The sequence below is a fragment of the Caulobacter ginsengisoli genome (genome assembly GCF_030814835.1).
Lineage (GTDB): Bacteria > Pseudomonadota > Alphaproteobacteria > Caulobacterales > Caulobacteraceae > Caulobacter > Caulobacter ginsengisoli.
This window is the reverse complement of sequence record NZ_JAUSVS010000005.1, coordinates 285,624-299,362: the sequence shown is the minus strand read 5'-3', so window position 1 is coordinate 299,362 and position 13,739 is coordinate 285,624. Positions and strand designations below refer to the sequence as shown.

Here is a 13,739-nt window from a genome sequence, read left to right as displayed (position 1 = left end):
GGTCGCATTCACATAATTCAATTACGTAATACGATTATGTGAACTGCCGGGCAGGCGGGAACCTGCCGGGATGCGCCTGGAGGCCTGCCGGTGAACCTGTCCGCGAACCTATCGAGCCTGGCGCTGCTGCTGGCGGCGATGATCCTGTTGTCGGGGATTGAAGTGCTGATCCCGCTCCAGGCCCGGGGGGGATGGAGCCGGCGCCATCTTCTGCCGAACCTGGCCCTGACCTTCCTGACCTTCGCCACCAACCTGGTGTTCAACATCCCGCTGCTGCTGGGCCTGGTCTGGCTGCAATCGAAGGGCTGGGGGCTGTTCAATCTGACGGGCTGGCCACCCGTTGTGGAGCTGGCCGGGGCGGTGCTGGCCCTGGACCTTGCCTGGTACGTGACCCACGTGACCATGCACCGATTTGCGGCCCTGTGGCGGTTCCATGCGGTCCATCACTCCGACCCGATGGTCGATGTGACCACGACCATTCGCCAACACCCCGGCGAGAGCGTCATCCGCTATGTCTTCCTGGCCGTTTTCGCCTTTGCCTTCGGCGCCTCGCCGGCCGGCTTCATGATCTATCGCATCTGGTCGGCGCTGCACGGCCTGTTCGAGCACGCCAATCTCAGGCTGCCGCAGTGGCTGGACACGACGATCACGCTCGTCTTCTCCAGCCCCAACATGCACAAGATCCACCACGCCAGGGACCGGCGGCACACCGACCGAAACTACACCAACATCTTCTCGATCTGGGATCGGCTGTTTGGGACATTCACCCCGTCGAGCCACGGCCGCGACATCGTCTATGGCCTGGACGGCCTGGACGGCGCGGACCAGCAGACCACGCTTGGCCTGCTGGCGCTGCCGTTCAGGGACAGAAGCGGTGAGGTCGCCGCGCCGCTTCCTTCGGCGCGCCCCTAGGCGCCCCGCGCCGCGACGGCCAGTCCCGGAAAATCGCTGAACAACCCGTCCACACCGGCGTCGAACAGCGCCCGATAGACCGCCGCCACGTCGCCATGGGCCCGCAGGTCATCGCCCCTCCGCAGGGTCCTGGGCAGGAAGTAGTTCTCGGCCCGCACCGTCCAGGGGTGGACCGCCAGACCCGCCGCGTGAGCGCGGGCAACCAGTGTGGTCGGATCCATCAAGGCCTCGCCGTCGTCGGGGACGACCAGCGAGCGGTTGGGCCCGATGCCGTCGGCATAGGCGGCGATGCCTTTCAGGCCGTCCGGGATCAGCATCTCCCAGTATTTGAGGTCCGGCAGGTCGGCCGGACCGCCCTCGGCGTCGATGAGCTGGATCAGCCGGGCCTTGGTCTTCTGGCGGATGGTCTTCAGGGCGCCGACCTCGAAACACTGCACGAAGACCAGGGCCGACTTCGAATTGAGGTCCAGGGCCTTGAGCTTGCCGGCCAGCCGGTCCTCCAGCGGCAGCCCGACCTTGGCGAAGTGGGTCGGGTGCTTCATCTCGGGATAGACCCCGACCGGCCGGCCGGCGGCCCGGGCGATGGCGACCACCTCCTCGAAGGTGCAGATCGCCTCCTGGCCGTCGAATTTCGCATTTTCCGGCCGCAGCTGGGGCAGGCGTTCTCGGCAGCGCAGGGTCTTCAGTTCGGCGAGGGTGAAGTCCTCGGTGAACCAGCCCTCGATCGACTCGCCGTCGATGACCTTGGTGGTCTTGCGGCCGGCGAACTCGGCGTGGCCGGCGACGTCGGTCGTGCCGCCGATCTCGTTCTCGTGGCGGGCGACCAGATGGCCGTCCTTGGTCGCCACCAGGTCCGGCTCGATATAGTCGGCCCCCTGCTCGATGGCCCGGCGATAGGCCATCGGCGTGTGCTCGGGCCGCTCGCCGCTGCAGCCGCGATGGCCGATGACGATGGGCTTGGTCTGGGCGGCGAAGGCGGTCGGGGCCATGGCGGCGCTCAGGGTGACGGCGGCGAGCGCCCGGCGGGTCAGGGTCATGGCGGGATTAGCGCCCTGGCTCGATGGCGGGGTCAAGCTCTACGCGAATCCTCCCCCGGAGGGGGAGGGGGACCATGCGGAGCATGGTGGAGGGGGTCTGACGCTACATCCAGGCGTCAGGATAGAGCGCAGCCGATCAGCCGCGGATTTGCAGGCAGGCGTGATTGTAGCTTCAACCCCCTCCACCACGCCTTCGGCGCGGTCCCCCTCCCCCTCCGGGTGAGGATTTGAGGTGGGCCTACCCCGCAGCCTTCAGCTTCTCCAGCACCAGCGGATGCATCTCGAGATTGGCGGCCAGGACCGTGCCGGTCCCCAGCACGTCGTCCTCGCCCTCGAGGTTGGTCACCTTGCCGCCTGCCTCGGTCACCAGCAGCATGCCCGCCGCCAGGTCCCAGGGGTTCAGGCCCCGCTCCCAGAAGCCATCGAAGCGGCCGGCGGCGACCCAGGCCATGTCGAGGGCGGCGGCGCCGAAGCGGCGGACGCCGGCGACCCGCTGGCTGATCTGGTGCAGCTCCTTGAGGAACGGCGCATGGCCGGGCTTGCCCAGGAAGGGGATGCCGGTGGCCAGGACCGCGTCGTCCAGCCGGGTGCGGGCGGCGACCCGCAGGCGCTTTTCGTTGTTGAGGAAGGCGCCCTTGCCCTTCTCGGCCCAGAACAGCTCGTTGGCGACCGGGTTGAAGGTCACGGCCGCAACGACCGTCCCCTCGCGCTCCAGGGCGATGTTGATGGCGAAATGCGGAATGGCGTGGATGAAGTTGGTGGTGCCGTCCAGCGGGTCGACGATCCAGCGGTGGGTCTTGTCGGTGCCCTCGATCAGCCCGCGCTCCTCCGCCAGGAAGCTGTAGCCGGGGCGGGCCTTGTTCAGGAGTTCGAACAGGGTCTGCTCGGCCTTGAGGTCGGCGGCGGTGACGAAGTCGCTGGCCGAACCCTTGCGGGAGACCTGCAGTTCGGAAAGCTCGCCGAAGTCGCGCACCAGGCCTTTGGCCGCCTTGCGGGCGGCGTCGATCATCACGTTCAGAAGGGCGGAGGGTGTGGTCACGTCAGGTATCCGCGCGGCGCATGTATTCGCCCGTCTCGGTCGAGACCAGGACGCGCTCGCCGGCCTCCATATAGGGCGGGATGAGGATCCGCATGCCGTTGTCGGCCTTGGCGGGCTTGTAGGACGAGGCGGCGGTCTGGCCCTTCACCGTGGCGTCGGCCTCGACGATGGTCAGGATCACATAGTCGGGCAGGGTGATGCCTATGGGGCGTTCCTCGTGGAACTGCAGCTGGACCTGCATGCCGTCCTGCAGGAAGCGGACCTGGTCCTCGCCGACGAAGTCGCGGGAAAGGCTGGTCTGTTCGTAGGTCTCGATGTCCATGAACACCAGTTCCTCGCCCTCGGCGTAGAGGAAGGTCTGTTCCTTGCGGTCCAGGAAGATCTGCTCGACCTTGTCGTCCGAGCGGAAGCGCTCGTTGAGCTTGCGGCCGTCGACCAGGTTCTTCAGCTCGCACTGGGCGAAGGCCCCGCCCTTGCCGGGCTTGACCGCCTCGGACTTGACGCAGACCCACAGGCCCCCGTCGTGCGAGAGCACCATGCCCGGCTTGATGGTGTTGCCGTTGATCTTCATCAGCGCCTGAAGGGGGTGGGGAAAGGGCGCGGAACCTACAGGCGGGGGGGCTTCAAGGCAACCTTGCGGCGTGGAAGGCTGTGGAACGGTGGGAGGCTCCTCCTCCGTCAGGCGCCGCGGCTTCGCCGCGTGCCTGTCGCTCCTCCTCGCAGGCGAGGAGGAGAGGCGCGTTTCCGGATGTTCGCGCCTCCTCTCCTCTCTGAGGAGAGGTCGACTCTGAGCGCGAAGGCGCGAAGAGCGGGTGAGGAGCCTCTACGGCAGCGCCACCACCGGCAACGTCGCCTTGTCCTTGCAGGCCTCCTTGCCCCAATGGCCGGCGCCGCCGGAGATGTCTTCGATCTTCTCCTCCTTGCGCCAATTCTTCTCCAGGCCGCCGGCCCCGGTCATGTCCAGGCCCACGGCCATGAACTTGTCGGCGTCGCAGTCCAGCGCATAGAGCATGATCGGCCCCTTGCTGGGGGGCCAGTCCTTGTAGCCGGCCCCGCGCGGCTTGCCCTCGGCCATGCGGCCGACGACCAGGCCGGTGTCCTTGTCGACCTTGAGATAATCCTTGTCGTAGTAAATCCCGGTCTCGCCGGGAGAGGGCTGCCAGTTTTCCGCCGCCGCAGCGCCGGCCATCGACAATAGGCACGCCAGACTCAGGACCACGACTCGCATCGCCCACCCCAAAATCAGTTGTCGTGCGCGGACGTTACGCCCGCGAAAAAGCGGCCGCAAGCGAGGGGTCATGTCACAAACGGCCACCGGCCTCGTCATGTCGGTGCAACTGGAATGGGAGGCGTCATGCAACGTCAGAATTGGCGCAGCTGGTGGAAGTGGATATTGCCCGTGGTCCTGGGGCTGAACGGGGCGGTGATGATGCTGGCCCCCGCCGCCTGGTACCCCGCCGTGCCGGGGGTAATCCAGACCGGGCCGTTCAACGGCCACTTCATCCGCGACATCGGGGCGGCCAATCTGGCCTGCGCCGGCGGGCTGGGCTGGTGGGCGCTGGACCGCAAGCAGGTGGGGGCGGTCTTCGTGGCGGCGGTGTTCCTGGATCTGCACGCCATGATCCACCTGATCACGCCCTTCGCCCCCGGATGCGGCGGCCGTCCCGTCCAGGACCTGGCGCGCGATTTCGCCGGCGTCTTCCTGCCGGCCATCATCGCCAGCCTCATCGTCTGGCGCGGCTTGAAGCGAAAGGAAGCCTGAAATGCTGAGAGCCATCCTGAAGGCCGCCATCGGGCGGTTCGAGAAACGCTACGACTACGATGTCAGCTACATGCGCCAGCTGATCGACGCCGACCCGGCCGCCTTCCAGGCCTTCTCGGCGGTGCAGAAACTCAGCAGCTACCGCAAGGGCGCGCCGCCGGCCGCCATCGCCGCCGCCGGGCTGATCGGAACCATGGCCGAGGACTGCGGGCCCTGCACCCAGATCGGCGTCAAGATCGCCGAAGAGGCCGGCCTGCCCAGCCGCATCCTCAAGGGCATCCTCACGGGCGACGAGGCGGCCATGGGGCCAGACGCCAGCCTGGCCCGCCGCTTCGCCCTGGCCTCGCTGGCCCGCGACCTGGAAGCTGCCGATCCGCTGCGCGACGAGGTGGTCCGCCGCTGGGGCGAGAAGGGGCTGGCGGCGCTGGCGCTTTCCATGGCCGCGGCGCGGGTCTATCCGACCGTCAAATACGCCCTGGGGCACGGCAAGGCCTGTTCCAAGGTGCGGGTGGCGGACGAGGACCTGGTGGTGACCGGAGGCCAGCTGGCGGCATGACAGCGGACACGGTCTTCGAGGCGCGGCGCGGGGCGATGACGGGCCTGGCCTATCGCATGCTGGGCTCGCGCGCCGAGGCCGAGGATGTGGTGCAGGACGCCTGGCTGCGCTGGCGCAAGGTCGAGGCCCAGACCGTCCGCGAGCCGGGCGCCTTCCTCAACCGCGTCGTCACCCGCCTCTGCCTGGACCGGCTGAAGGCGGCGCGGGCCCGGCGCGAGGTCTATGTCGGCGAATGGCTGCCCGAGCCGGTGCTGGATGCTGAGGCCCTGGCGCCGGATGAGACCGACCTGGACGCTGAGCTGTCGGTGGCCTTCCTGCTGACCCTGGAGCGGCTCAGCCCCCTGGAGCGGGCCGCCTTCCTGCTGCACGACGTCTTCGACCGGCCGTTCTCGGAAGTGGCGGCGGCCCTGGACCGCAGCGAGGCGGCCTGCCGCCAGCTGGCGGCGAGGGCCCGGACCCATGTCCGCCAGGATCGCCCCCAAGGGCGTCTGGGCGCCAGGCCCGACCCGGAAGCCGAGCGCCGCCTGACCGAGGCCTTCATGACCGCCGCCCTGACCGGTGACGCCGACGGCCTGAAGGCCATCCTGACCCAGGACGTGGTCATGCACGCCGACGGCGGCGGCGTGGTCAGCGCCAACCTCAACCCGATCTTCGGGGTGGAGAAGGCCATCCGGCTCATCGAAGGGGTGCTGCGCAAATTCCCGCCGCCCGAAGGCGTCACGCCCCGCCTGGCGCGGGTCAACGGCATGCCGGGCATCGTCCTGGTCCATCCGGACGGGACGGTCCATCAGACCATGGCCCTGGAGATCGCCGGGGACCGCATCGCGGCGGTCTATACGGTGCGCAATCCCGACAAGCTGGCGGGGCTCAGCCTGCAATAGCGGCGGTGATCGCCTTGACCGCCGCCGCCGGCCCGTCCGGCCAGGCCCAGACCCCCGCCGACACCGCCACGAAATCCGCCCCCGCCCTGGCCAGCGCTCCGGCATTGTCGGCGGTGATCCCGCCGATGGCGACGCAGGGGACCTGCATGGTCTCCTGCCAGATGGTCAGGATCTCGGGCTCGGCCCGGGTCGGGGCGTCCTTGGTGGCGGTCGGATAGAAGGCCCCGAAGGCCACATAGTCGGCCCCGTTCTCGGCGGCCTCCATGGCCAGGTGGCGGCTGTCATGGCAGGTGACCCCGATCATCGCGCCCTCGCCCATGACCCTGCGGGCCTCCTTGAGCGACATGTCGGACTGGCCGACATGCACGCCGTCGCAGCCCAGCTTCCTGGCCAGAACCGGATCGTCATTGAGGATCACCGCCACGTCGCGGCCGTGGCAGATGGGGGTCACCAGATCGACCAGGGCGGCGATGACGGTCTCCGGCGCGTCCTTCAGCCGGACCTGCAGGGCCGCGACATCGCCGGCGTCCAGGGCGGCGGCCAGGGCATGGCCGAAAGCGGCCAGGTCGTCGATGACGGGCGGGGTGATCAGGTAGAGGCGGCAGTCGGACATGGCGGGGGTTTAGTGGGTTTGCGCCGAGCGCCCAAGCCCTTCCCCCGCTGGCGGGGGAAGTGGGCCGACGGCGAAGCCGGAGGGTCGTTGGGGGCCCTTTCCCACGGCTGTGCAATCCGCCGACGCCGCAAGGACCCCCAACGACCTTCGATGCTGCGCATCTCAGGCCACTTCCCCCGCCAGCGGGGGAAGGGCTTTAGCCTCAGGCGTCCACCGTCTCCAGCGCCGGATAGTCCACATACCCCTCCGGCCCCGGCGAATAGAAGGTCGCCATGTTCCAGGGGGTCAGCGGCGCGCCGGCCTTGAGGCGGGCCGGCAGATCCGGGTTGGAGATGAAGTCCTTGCCGTAGCCCACCGCGTCGGCGGCGCCCGCGTCCAGGGCGGCCTGGCCGGTTTCGCCGGTGAAGCCCTCGTTGACGATGTAGGGGCCGCCGAAGATGGCCTTCAGCCTGGGGCCGATGCTGTCGTCGCCCTGGCGCTCGCGGGCCATCAGGAAGGCCAGGCCCCGGTCGCGCATGGCCTTGGCCACATAGCTGAAGGTCGCCAGCAGGTCGCTGTCGCCCATGTCGTGGGAGTCGCCGCGCGGGGCGATGTGCAGGCCCACGCGATCGGCGCCGAACACCGAGATGGCCGCGTCGACGGCTTCCAGCATCAGCCGGGCGCGGTTCTCGATGGGACCGCCGTATTGGTCGGTGCGCTTGTTGGAGCCGTCCTGCAGGAACTGGTCGAGCAGGTAGCCATTGGCGCCGTGCAGCTCGACCCCGTCGAACCCGGCCCGTTTGGCGTTCTCGGCGCCCTGGCGATAGGCCTCGACCACCCCGGCGATCTCGTCCAGCGACAGGGCGCGGGGGACCGGATAGGGCCGCTTGGGCCGCAGCAGGCTGACATCGCCCCTGGCGGCGATGGCGCTGGCGCTGACCGGGGCGGCGCCGTCATGGAAGCTGGGATCGGAGATGCGGCCGACATGCCAGAGCTGCAGGAAGATCAGCCCGCCGGCCTCATGCACCGCCCGGGTGGTCAGCTTCCAGCCCTCGACCTGCTCGTCCGACCAGATGCCGGGGGTGTCGGCATAGCCCACGCCCAGCGGCGTCACCGAGGTCGCCTCGCTGAGGATCAGGCCGGCGCCGGCGCGCTGGGCGTAATACTCGGCCACCATCGGGCCCGGGACGCGCTCGACGCCCGAGCGGGCGCGGGTCAGCGGGGCCATGACGATGCGGTTCTTCAGCGTGACGGCGCCGATCTGGATGGGGTCGAACAGCGAGGGCATCAGTAACTCCGGGAGTGGCGGTCACGACCAGATAGGGGCCGGCGGCCGTCCGCGCATCCCGAGAATAACTGATGCGGCCCCCGACCTGGCTGAAAGCGACGTGGCTGAAAGCCGCGCTACATGCAAATGAGTTGCAACATCGCTCGCAAGCCTCTATGTGCAGAGCCTCACCGACCCCAGGGGCTCCCCACCCGTGTACGTCTGCAACTGTAACGGCATCCGCGAGCGCGAAGTGCGCGCCGCCATCGCGGCCGGCGCCAGCCGGCCCGCCGAGATCTTCAAGGCCAAGGCCTGCCGGCCGCAGTGCGCCCGCTGCGTCTGCGAAATGCGCGAGATGATCGAGCAGAGCCAGGAAACCCTGCGCTACGCGGCGGAGTAGGTTTCTTCGCTTGCGGCGAGTCGCCGTCGGGCTCAGTTTCGCCGCGAATTGAAACGGAGAGACGGCCATGCGGGGCGATCCGGCGATCATCAAGACGCTGAACGCGGTGCTCACCAACGAGCTGACGGCGGTGAACCAGTATTTCCTGCACGCCCGCATGTACCAGAACTGGGGTTTCCAGAAGCTGGGCCAGATCACCTACGACGAATCGATCGGCGAGATGAAGCACGCCGACAAGCTGATCAAGCGCATCCTGTTCCTCGACGGCCTGCCCAACCTGCAGGACCTGGGCAAGCTGAAGATCGGCGAGACGGTGCCCGAATGCCTGGCCGCCGACCTGGCCATCGAGTCGGGCGGCCGCAAGACCCTGGTCGACGGCGTCGCCCAGTGCGAGGCGGCGCGCGACTTCGTCACCCGCGAGGTGCTGGAAGAAATCCTCGTCGACACCGAGGAGCATATCGACTTCCTGGAGACCCAGCTGTCGCTGGTCGCCTCGCTGGGCGAGCAGAATTATCTGCAATCGGCCATGGGCGAGCTTGAAGGCTCGTAGCTTGAAGGTTCGTATCGGGGAAACCAAATCCGGTCTGCCGAGTTCCCACCAGGGAACCGCCCGGGAGGTGAGCGTATGGAAACCAGTTTCGGCCGGACCCACATGGGACCGGAAGGCTTCGAGCCCGACACGCCCCGCGCCGGCGTCGCCGGCCATATCGCCATGGGCGTGGGCCTGACCCTGTTCGCCGTCGCCGCCGCCGAGATCGTCAGCCGCCGCCACAAGCGGCTGGCCGACATGCCCGAGACCATGGCCGACTACGCCGAACTGCAGGCGCCGGTGTCCAGCCCGCAGCGGGCGATGTTCAACATCGCCTGGCCGCCGCTGTTCATGGCCCTGACCCTGTCCGGACTGAAGGTCTGGAACGCCCCGCGCGGCGAGGCCCGCACCCGGGCGCTGACCCTGTGGAGCCTGGCGACCGGTTTCAACGTGCTGTGGATGGCGCTCGGGCCCAAGCGGCTGGGCGGCCGGGTGGCCACCGCCACGGCGGCGCTGGGCACGGCGGCGGCCTTCGGCGTCTCGGCCAGCAAGGTCGGCGGCGTCGATAACCCCTTCCACAACCCCTATGTCGGCTGGATGGGCCTCGCCGGGGCGATGAACGACAACTTCTGGAGACGTGTGTCGCCATCGAAGGCGCTGCACTAACCCAACTCCTCTCCTCTCCGAGGAGAGGTCGACTCTGAGCGCGACAGCGCGAAGAGCGGGTGAGGAGACAGGTCAGCGGCCACGTATCCGGGAAAACACCCTGCGCCGGCGGAAGGCTGAACCGCCGCAAGGCTCCCCCTCCGTGGGACGCCGCCTTCGGCGTGTCCCTCGCTCCCCCTCGCAAGCGAGGGGGAGAGTTGTGAATAGGTAGCCGCTCCGCCAACCACCGATTGCCGACTGGCCTTAGCCCGCTTACCGTCCCGCCGCGAGCTTGGAGGGGACGATGGCGCAGGCTGGGGCTGAAGCCCGCGGGACGGGGCATGGACTGGTCATCGCCGGGGCGTCGGCGGGGACCATTTTCGAGTGGTACGACTTCTACCTCTACGGCGCGCTCGTGGGGGTGATCTCCAAGCACTTCTTCTCCGGCGTCAACGACACCACCGCCTACATCCTGGCCCTGCTGGCCTTCGCCGCCGGCTTCGCGGTCCGGCCGCTGGGCGCCATCGTCTTCGGGCGGCTGGGCGACCGCTGGGGGCGCAAGAACACCTTCCTGGTCACCATGCTGCTGATGGGGCTGTCGACCTTCGTGGTCGGCCTGCTGCCCGACTACAGCCAGATCGGCGTCGCCGCCCCCATCGCCCTGATCGTCATGCGGCTGATCCAGGGCATGGCCCTGGGCGGCGAATACGGCGGGGCGGCCACCTATGTCGCCGAGCACGCCCCGCCGGGCAAGCGCGGCCTCTACACCAGCTGGATCCAGACCACGGCGACCCTGGGCCTCTTCCTCAGCCTCATCGTCATCCTGCTGATCCGCCAGGAGATCGGCGAGGACGCCTTCAACGCCTGGGGCTGGCGCGCGCCCTTCCTGGTCTCGATCGTGCTGCTGATGGTCTCGCTATGGATCCGGCTGAGGCTCAACGAGAGCCCGGTCTTCCAGCAGATGATCGACGAGGGCAAGACCAGCCGCAAACCCCTCAGCGAATCCTTCGCCAAGGGCGGCAACCTCAAGCTGGTCATCCTGGCCCTGGTGGGTCTCACCGCCGGCCAGGCGGTGGTCTGGTATGGCGGCCAGTTCTACTCGCTGTTCTTCCTGACCAAGACCCTGCATGTCGACGACGCCCTGGCCAACGGCATGGTGGCCCTGGCCCTCTTGCTGGCCACGCCCTTCTTCGTGGTCTTCGGCTGGCTGTCGGACAAGATCGGCCGCAAGCCGATCATCCTGGCCGGCTGCGCCCTGGCGGCCATCGGCTACTTCCCGCTGTTCAGCGCCCTGACCGTGGCGGCCAATCCCGCCCTGGCGGCGGCCAGCGCCAAGGCCCCGGTGGCGGTGATCGCCGATCCGGCCACCTGCTCGTTCCAGTTCGACCCGGTCGGCAAGACCCTGTTCACCTCCAGCTGCGATGTCGCCAAGGCGGCCCTGGCCTCGGCCGGGGTCTCCTACCAGAACCGCGACGCCCTGCCCGGCTCCCTGGCCCAGGTCGAGATCGGCGCCAAGCTGTTCCCCTCATTCGAGGGCGCGGGCCTGGCCAAGAAGGACTTCACCGACAGACAGACCGCCTGGCGCAAGGACCTCGGCGCGGCGCTCAAGGCCGCGGGCTATCCGGCCAAGGCCGACAGCGCGGCGGTCGACAAGCCCCGCCTGCTGGGCATCCTCTTTCTGCTCGTGCTGCTGGTGACCATGGTCTACGGCCCGATCGCCGCGGCCCTGGTCGAGATGTTCCCGGCCCGCATCCGCTACACCTCGATGAGCCTGCCCTATCACATCGGCAACGGCTGGTTCGGCGGCTTCCTGCCCACCACGGCATTCGCCCTGGTGGCGGCGACGGGGAATATCTATTTCGGGCTCTGGTATCCGGTCGCGGTGGCGGGGATCACCGCCGTAGTCGGCTGGTTGTTCATCAGGGAGATGAAGGGCAATCCGATCGAGGGCTAGGACCCAGACTCAATTATGGCCCAGATAATTCAAGAGCTTATCACTACTTCAATCCACTCATCCCCGCGAAAGCGGGGACCCAGGTGTTTTTCGTAGCGGACTTACAGCCGCCCCGACCTGTCAGAATCGCCCTCAACGGCAAAAAGCCTGGGTCCCCGCTTTCGCGGGGATGAGCGGTATTGAGTACGGACCCTAGGACCCGGCCTGGAAGACGATGGAGGCGAAGTCGCTAGCGAAGACCCCCTCATCGCCGGGCTTGTACCCGCCTGGCCCTGACATCATCATCGACACCGGCGGGCGCAGCCAGATGCTGGACAGCATGACCTCCCCGGTCAGGCCGGCCGGCAGGACGATCTCGCCCCCGGGGCTGGTCGTCAGCTTGCGGGGCGCTGCGCCGGGCTGGTGCAGCCAGACCGTCCGATTGACTGCCGGTTGGCCACCCTGCAGCAGGTTCAGCCGGCGCGGCGAGGGGCCGGGTTCCAGGGCGACGAATTCCAGGTCCTGGCCCGAGGGGGCCATGGCGGCGCGGCTGCCCTCGCAAGGCGCCACGCAGACCAGCAGCTTGGCGTTCTTGACGTAGACTTCCCGCCAGTCGCCCTTGGGCTTCAGCATAGCCCAGGCGCTGATCACCTCCGGGCCGGGATCGGCCTCGGCGAGGTATTCCGGGACCTCGGCGGGGTCCAGCGTGATGGGACGGGGCTTGAGCGACACCGCGACCACCGCCAGGCCGGCCCGTTGCGGCGTGAAGCTGAGCCGCAGCTCGCCGCCGCCCGGCCCGGTAACCTCGATGGGTTGAACCTGGCCGTCGATGGCCAGGCTCAGGCGATCGATCCGGTCGGGCTTGGGGCCGGCATCGGGCTTGGGAAAGTCCGCGCCGCTGGTCAGGCCCAGGGCCAGAGGTTGGCCGACCTGGGCGGGCGCGGAGGCCCGCAGCCAGGTCTCGTGCGCCAGCGCTGTGCTCGCCAGGAGGCCCAGGGCCGCGGCGAGCGCCAGGCGTCTCACTCGGCGGCGACCTTGGTCGCGTCGATACGGGCCTTCAGTTCGCCGGCCGCATAGCGCTTGGCCATGGCGGCCGTCGACAGCGGCCGGATCTTGCCGGCCCAGCCGGCGGCGCCGAACTGTTCGAAGCGCTGCTCGCAGATCCTGCGCATGGCTTCCTTGGCGGGCTTGAGATAGGCGCGGGGGTCGAACTCGCCGGGCTTCATCGACAGCACCTTGCGGATGGCGCCGGTCATGGCCATGCGGTTGTCGGTGTCGATGTTGATCTTGCGCACGCCGTTCTTGATGCCGTGGACGATCTCCTCGATCGGCACGCCCCAGGTCTCGGGCATCTCGCCGCCATAGGCGTTGATGATCTCCTGCAGGTCCTTGGGCACCGAGGAGGAGCCATGCATCACCAGGTGGGTGTTGGGGAGGCGCCGGTGGATCTCCTCGATGACGTTCATGGCCAGCACCTTGCCGTCGGGCTGGCGGCTGAACTTGTAGGCGCCGTGGCTGGTGCCCATGGCGATGGCGAGCGCATCGACCTGGGTCTTCTTGACGAAGTCCACGGCCTGGTCCGGGTCGGTCAGCAGCGAGGAGTGGTCCAGCTTGCCCTCGAAGCCGTGGCCGTCCTCGGCCTCGCCCATGCCGGTTTCCAGGCTGCCCAGCACGCCCAGCTCGCCCTCGACCGAGACGCCGCAGCTGTGGGCCATCTCGACCACCCGGCGGGTGACGTCGACATTGTATTCGTAGGAAGCCGGGGTCTTGGCGTCCTCTTCCAGGGAGCCGTCCATCATCACGCTGGTGAAGCCGTACTGGATGGCGGTGGCGCAGGTGGCCGGGCCGTTGCCGTGGTCCTGGTGCATGCAGACCGGGATGTGCGGATAGATCTCGACCAGGGCGTCGATCAGCCGGGCCAGCATGATGTCGTTGGCGTAGCTGCGGGCCCCTCTGGAGGCCTGGATGATCACCGGCGCATCGACGGCGTCGGCGGCCTCCATGATGGCCAGGCCCTGCTCCATGTTGTTGATGTTGAAGGCGGGCAGGCCGTAGTCGTGCTCGGCGGCGTGGTCCAGAAGTTGGCGCAGGGTGATGCGGGCCACGGGAGACTCCTTGCGGGCAATTTTGTGGCGCTGTTTTAGTCGGCGGCGGAGGCGGAGTCACCCCCGCCCGCCACGGGCGTG

At 68.4% G+C, this 13,739-nt stretch carries 16 protein-coding genes; 8 read left to right on the top strand and 8 right to left on the bottom strand.

The window, feature by feature from the left end; translation table 11 throughout:
• The first annotated feature begins 90 nt into the window (after positions 1-90).
• The gene (locus tag QO010_RS14745; protein ID WP_307350341.1) at positions 91-912 is read left to right on the top strand and encodes a sterol desaturase family protein; all 822 of its coding nucleotides are present in this window, start codon (positions 91-93) and stop codon (positions 910-912) included.
• Here QO010_RS14745 and QO010_RS14740 read toward each other — a convergent pair.
• The 4 genes from QO010_RS14740 to QO010_RS14725 form a co-directional block, all read right to left on the bottom strand.
• On the bottom strand, positions 909-1,949 hold the full coding sequence (locus QO010_RS14740) for a glycerophosphodiester phosphodiesterase (protein ID WP_307350340.1): 1,041 nt from the start codon (positions 1,947-1,949) through the stop codon (positions 909-911). The two genes, QO010_RS14745 and QO010_RS14740, sit on opposite strands and share 4 nt — an antisense overlap.
• A 238-nt stretch (positions 1,950-2,187) precedes the next feature.
• A complete protein-coding gene (locus QO010_RS14735; RefSeq protein ID WP_307350338.1) occupies positions 2,188-2,988 on the bottom strand; it encodes an inositol monophosphatase family protein in 801 nt (266 codons plus the stop codon).
• Position 2,989: 1 nt separating this feature from the next.
• The gene (gene efp, locus QO010_RS14730) at positions 2,990-3,559 is read right to left on the bottom strand and encodes an elongation factor P (RefSeq protein WP_442320008.1); all 570 of its coding nucleotides are present in this window, start codon (positions 3,557-3,559) and stop codon (positions 2,990-2,992) included.
• A gap of 252 nt (positions 3,560-3,811) precedes the next feature.
• Positions 3,812-4,177, bottom strand: a complete 366-nt coding sequence (locus QO010_RS14725) for a hypothetical protein (protein WP_307350336.1) — start codon at positions 4,175-4,177, stop codon at positions 3,812-3,814.
• 165 nt (positions 4,178-4,342) lie between these two features.
• Between QO010_RS14725 and QO010_RS14720 the strand changes: the two genes are divergently transcribed.
• The 3 genes from QO010_RS14720 to QO010_RS14710 are packed head-to-tail and all read left to right on the top strand — an operon-like array spanning position 4,343 to position 6,187.
• Positions 4,343-4,750, top strand: coding sequence for a hypothetical protein (locus QO010_RS14720; RefSeq protein ID WP_307350334.1), 408 nt, complete (start codon positions 4,343-4,345; stop codon positions 4,748-4,750).
• A gap of 1 nt (position 4,751) precedes the next feature.
• The gene (locus QO010_RS14715; protein WP_307350332.1) at positions 4,752-5,306 is read left to right on the top strand and encodes a hypothetical protein; all 555 of its coding nucleotides are present in this window, start codon (positions 4,752-4,754) and stop codon (positions 5,304-5,306) included.
• Complete coding sequence (locus QO010_RS14710) at positions 5,303-6,187, top strand: sigma-70 family RNA polymerase sigma factor (RefSeq protein ID WP_307350330.1); 885 nt, start codon at positions 5,303-5,305, stop codon at positions 6,185-6,187. Before QO010_RS14715 ends, QO010_RS14710 begins: the two co-directional genes overlap by 4 nt.
• Here the strand turns inward: QO010_RS14710 and thiE are convergent.
• Positions 6,174-6,800 (bottom strand): thiamine phosphate synthase, encoded by a 627-nt coding sequence (thiE, locus tag QO010_RS14705; RefSeq protein WP_307350328.1) that lies wholly within the window; start codon positions 6,798-6,800, stop codon positions 6,174-6,176. The two genes, QO010_RS14710 and thiE, sit on opposite strands and share 14 nt — an antisense overlap.
• 202 nt (positions 6,801-7,002) lie before the next feature.
• Positions 7,003-8,067 (bottom strand): alkene reductase, encoded by a 1,065-nt coding sequence (locus tag QO010_RS14700; RefSeq protein ID WP_307350326.1) that lies wholly within the window; start codon positions 8,065-8,067, stop codon positions 7,003-7,005.
• A 193-nt stretch (positions 8,068-8,260) separates the two neighbouring features.
• Here QO010_RS14700 and QO010_RS14695 point away from each other — a divergent pair, with 193 nt between their 5' ends.
• The 4 genes from QO010_RS14695 (at position 8,261) to QO010_RS14680 (ending at position 11,574) form a co-directional block, all read left to right on the top strand.
• Positions 8,261-8,446: a (2Fe-2S)-binding protein gene (locus tag QO010_RS14695; protein WP_307350324.1), complete on the top strand. Its 186-nt coding sequence runs from the start codon at positions 8,261-8,263 to the stop codon at positions 8,444-8,446.
• 67 nt (positions 8,447-8,513) lie between these two features.
• On the top strand, positions 8,514-8,996 hold the full coding sequence (gene bfr / locus QO010_RS14690) for a bacterioferritin (protein WP_307350321.1): 483 nt from the start codon (positions 8,514-8,516) through the stop codon (positions 8,994-8,996).
• Between the two features lie 75 nt (positions 8,997-9,071).
• Positions 9,072-9,641, top strand: coding sequence for a tryptophan-rich sensory protein (locus tag QO010_RS14685; RefSeq protein WP_307350318.1), 570 nt, complete (start codon positions 9,072-9,074; stop codon positions 9,639-9,641).
• 283 nt (positions 9,642-9,924) lie between these two features.
• On the top strand, positions 9,925-11,574 hold the full coding sequence (locus QO010_RS14680; protein WP_307350316.1) for an MFS transporter: 1,650 nt from the start codon (positions 9,925-9,927) through the stop codon (positions 11,572-11,574).
• A gap of 192 nt (positions 11,575-11,766) precedes the next feature.
• Here the strand turns inward: QO010_RS14680 and QO010_RS14675 are convergent, their stop codons facing one another.
• Both QO010_RS14675 and fba read right to left on the bottom strand, forming a co-directional pair.
• A complete protein-coding gene (locus tag QO010_RS14675; RefSeq protein ID WP_307350314.1) occupies positions 11,767-12,576 on the bottom strand; it encodes a hypothetical protein in 810 nt (269 codons plus the stop codon).
• Positions 12,573-13,658 carry a class II fructose-bisphosphate aldolase gene (gene fba, locus QO010_RS14670; RefSeq protein ID WP_307350312.1) on the bottom strand — a complete coding sequence of 362 codons (1,086 nt, stop codon included), beginning with the start codon at positions 13,656-13,658 and terminating at the stop codon, positions 12,573-12,575. The genes QO010_RS14675 and fba overlap by 4 nt, the downstream gene beginning before the upstream one ends.
• Positions 13,659-13,739 lie beyond the last annotated feature (81 nt).

Excerpts from the sequence above, each read along its gene's own strand:
- QO010_RS14685 (WP_307350318.1), top strand. The coding sequence starts at position 9,072 with ATGGAAACCAGTTTCGGCCGGACCCACATGGGACCGGAAGGCTTCGAG.
- efp (WP_442320008.1), bottom strand. The coding sequence starts at position 3,559 with ATGAAGATCAACGGCAACACCATCAAGCCGGGCATGGTGCTCTCGCAC.
- QO010_RS14720 (WP_307350334.1), top strand. The coding sequence starts at position 4,343 with ATGCAACGTCAGAATTGGCGCAGCTGGTGGAAGTGGATATTGCCCGTG.
- QO010_RS14740 (WP_307350340.1), bottom strand. The coding sequence starts at position 1,949 with ATGACCCTGACCCGCCGGGCGCTCGCCGCCGTCACCCTGAGCGCCGCC.
- QO010_RS14700 (WP_307350326.1), bottom strand. The coding sequence starts at position 8,067 with ATGCCCTCGCTGTTCGACCCCATCCAGATCGGCGCCGTCACGCTGAAG.
- thiE (WP_307350328.1), bottom strand. The coding sequence starts at position 6,800 with ATGTCCGACTGCCGCCTCTACCTGATCACCCCGCCCGTCATCGACGAC.
- QO010_RS14725 (WP_307350336.1), bottom strand. The coding sequence starts at position 4,177 with ATGGCCGGCGCTGCGGCGGCGGAAAACTGGCAGCCCTCTCCCGGCGAG.
- bfr (WP_307350321.1), top strand. The coding sequence starts at position 8,514 with ATGCGGGGCGATCCGGCGATCATCAAGACGCTGAACGCGGTGCTCACC.
- QO010_RS14710 (WP_307350330.1), top strand. The coding sequence starts at position 5,303 with ATGACAGCGGACACGGTCTTCGAGGCGCGGCGCGGGGCGATGACGGGC.
- QO010_RS14680 (WP_307350316.1), top strand. The coding sequence starts at position 9,925 with ATGGCGCAGGCTGGGGCTGAAGCCCGCGGGACGGGGCATGGACTGGTC.
- QO010_RS14715 (WP_307350332.1), top strand. The coding sequence starts at position 4,752 with ATGCTGAGAGCCATCCTGAAGGCCGCCATCGGGCGGTTCGAGAAACGC.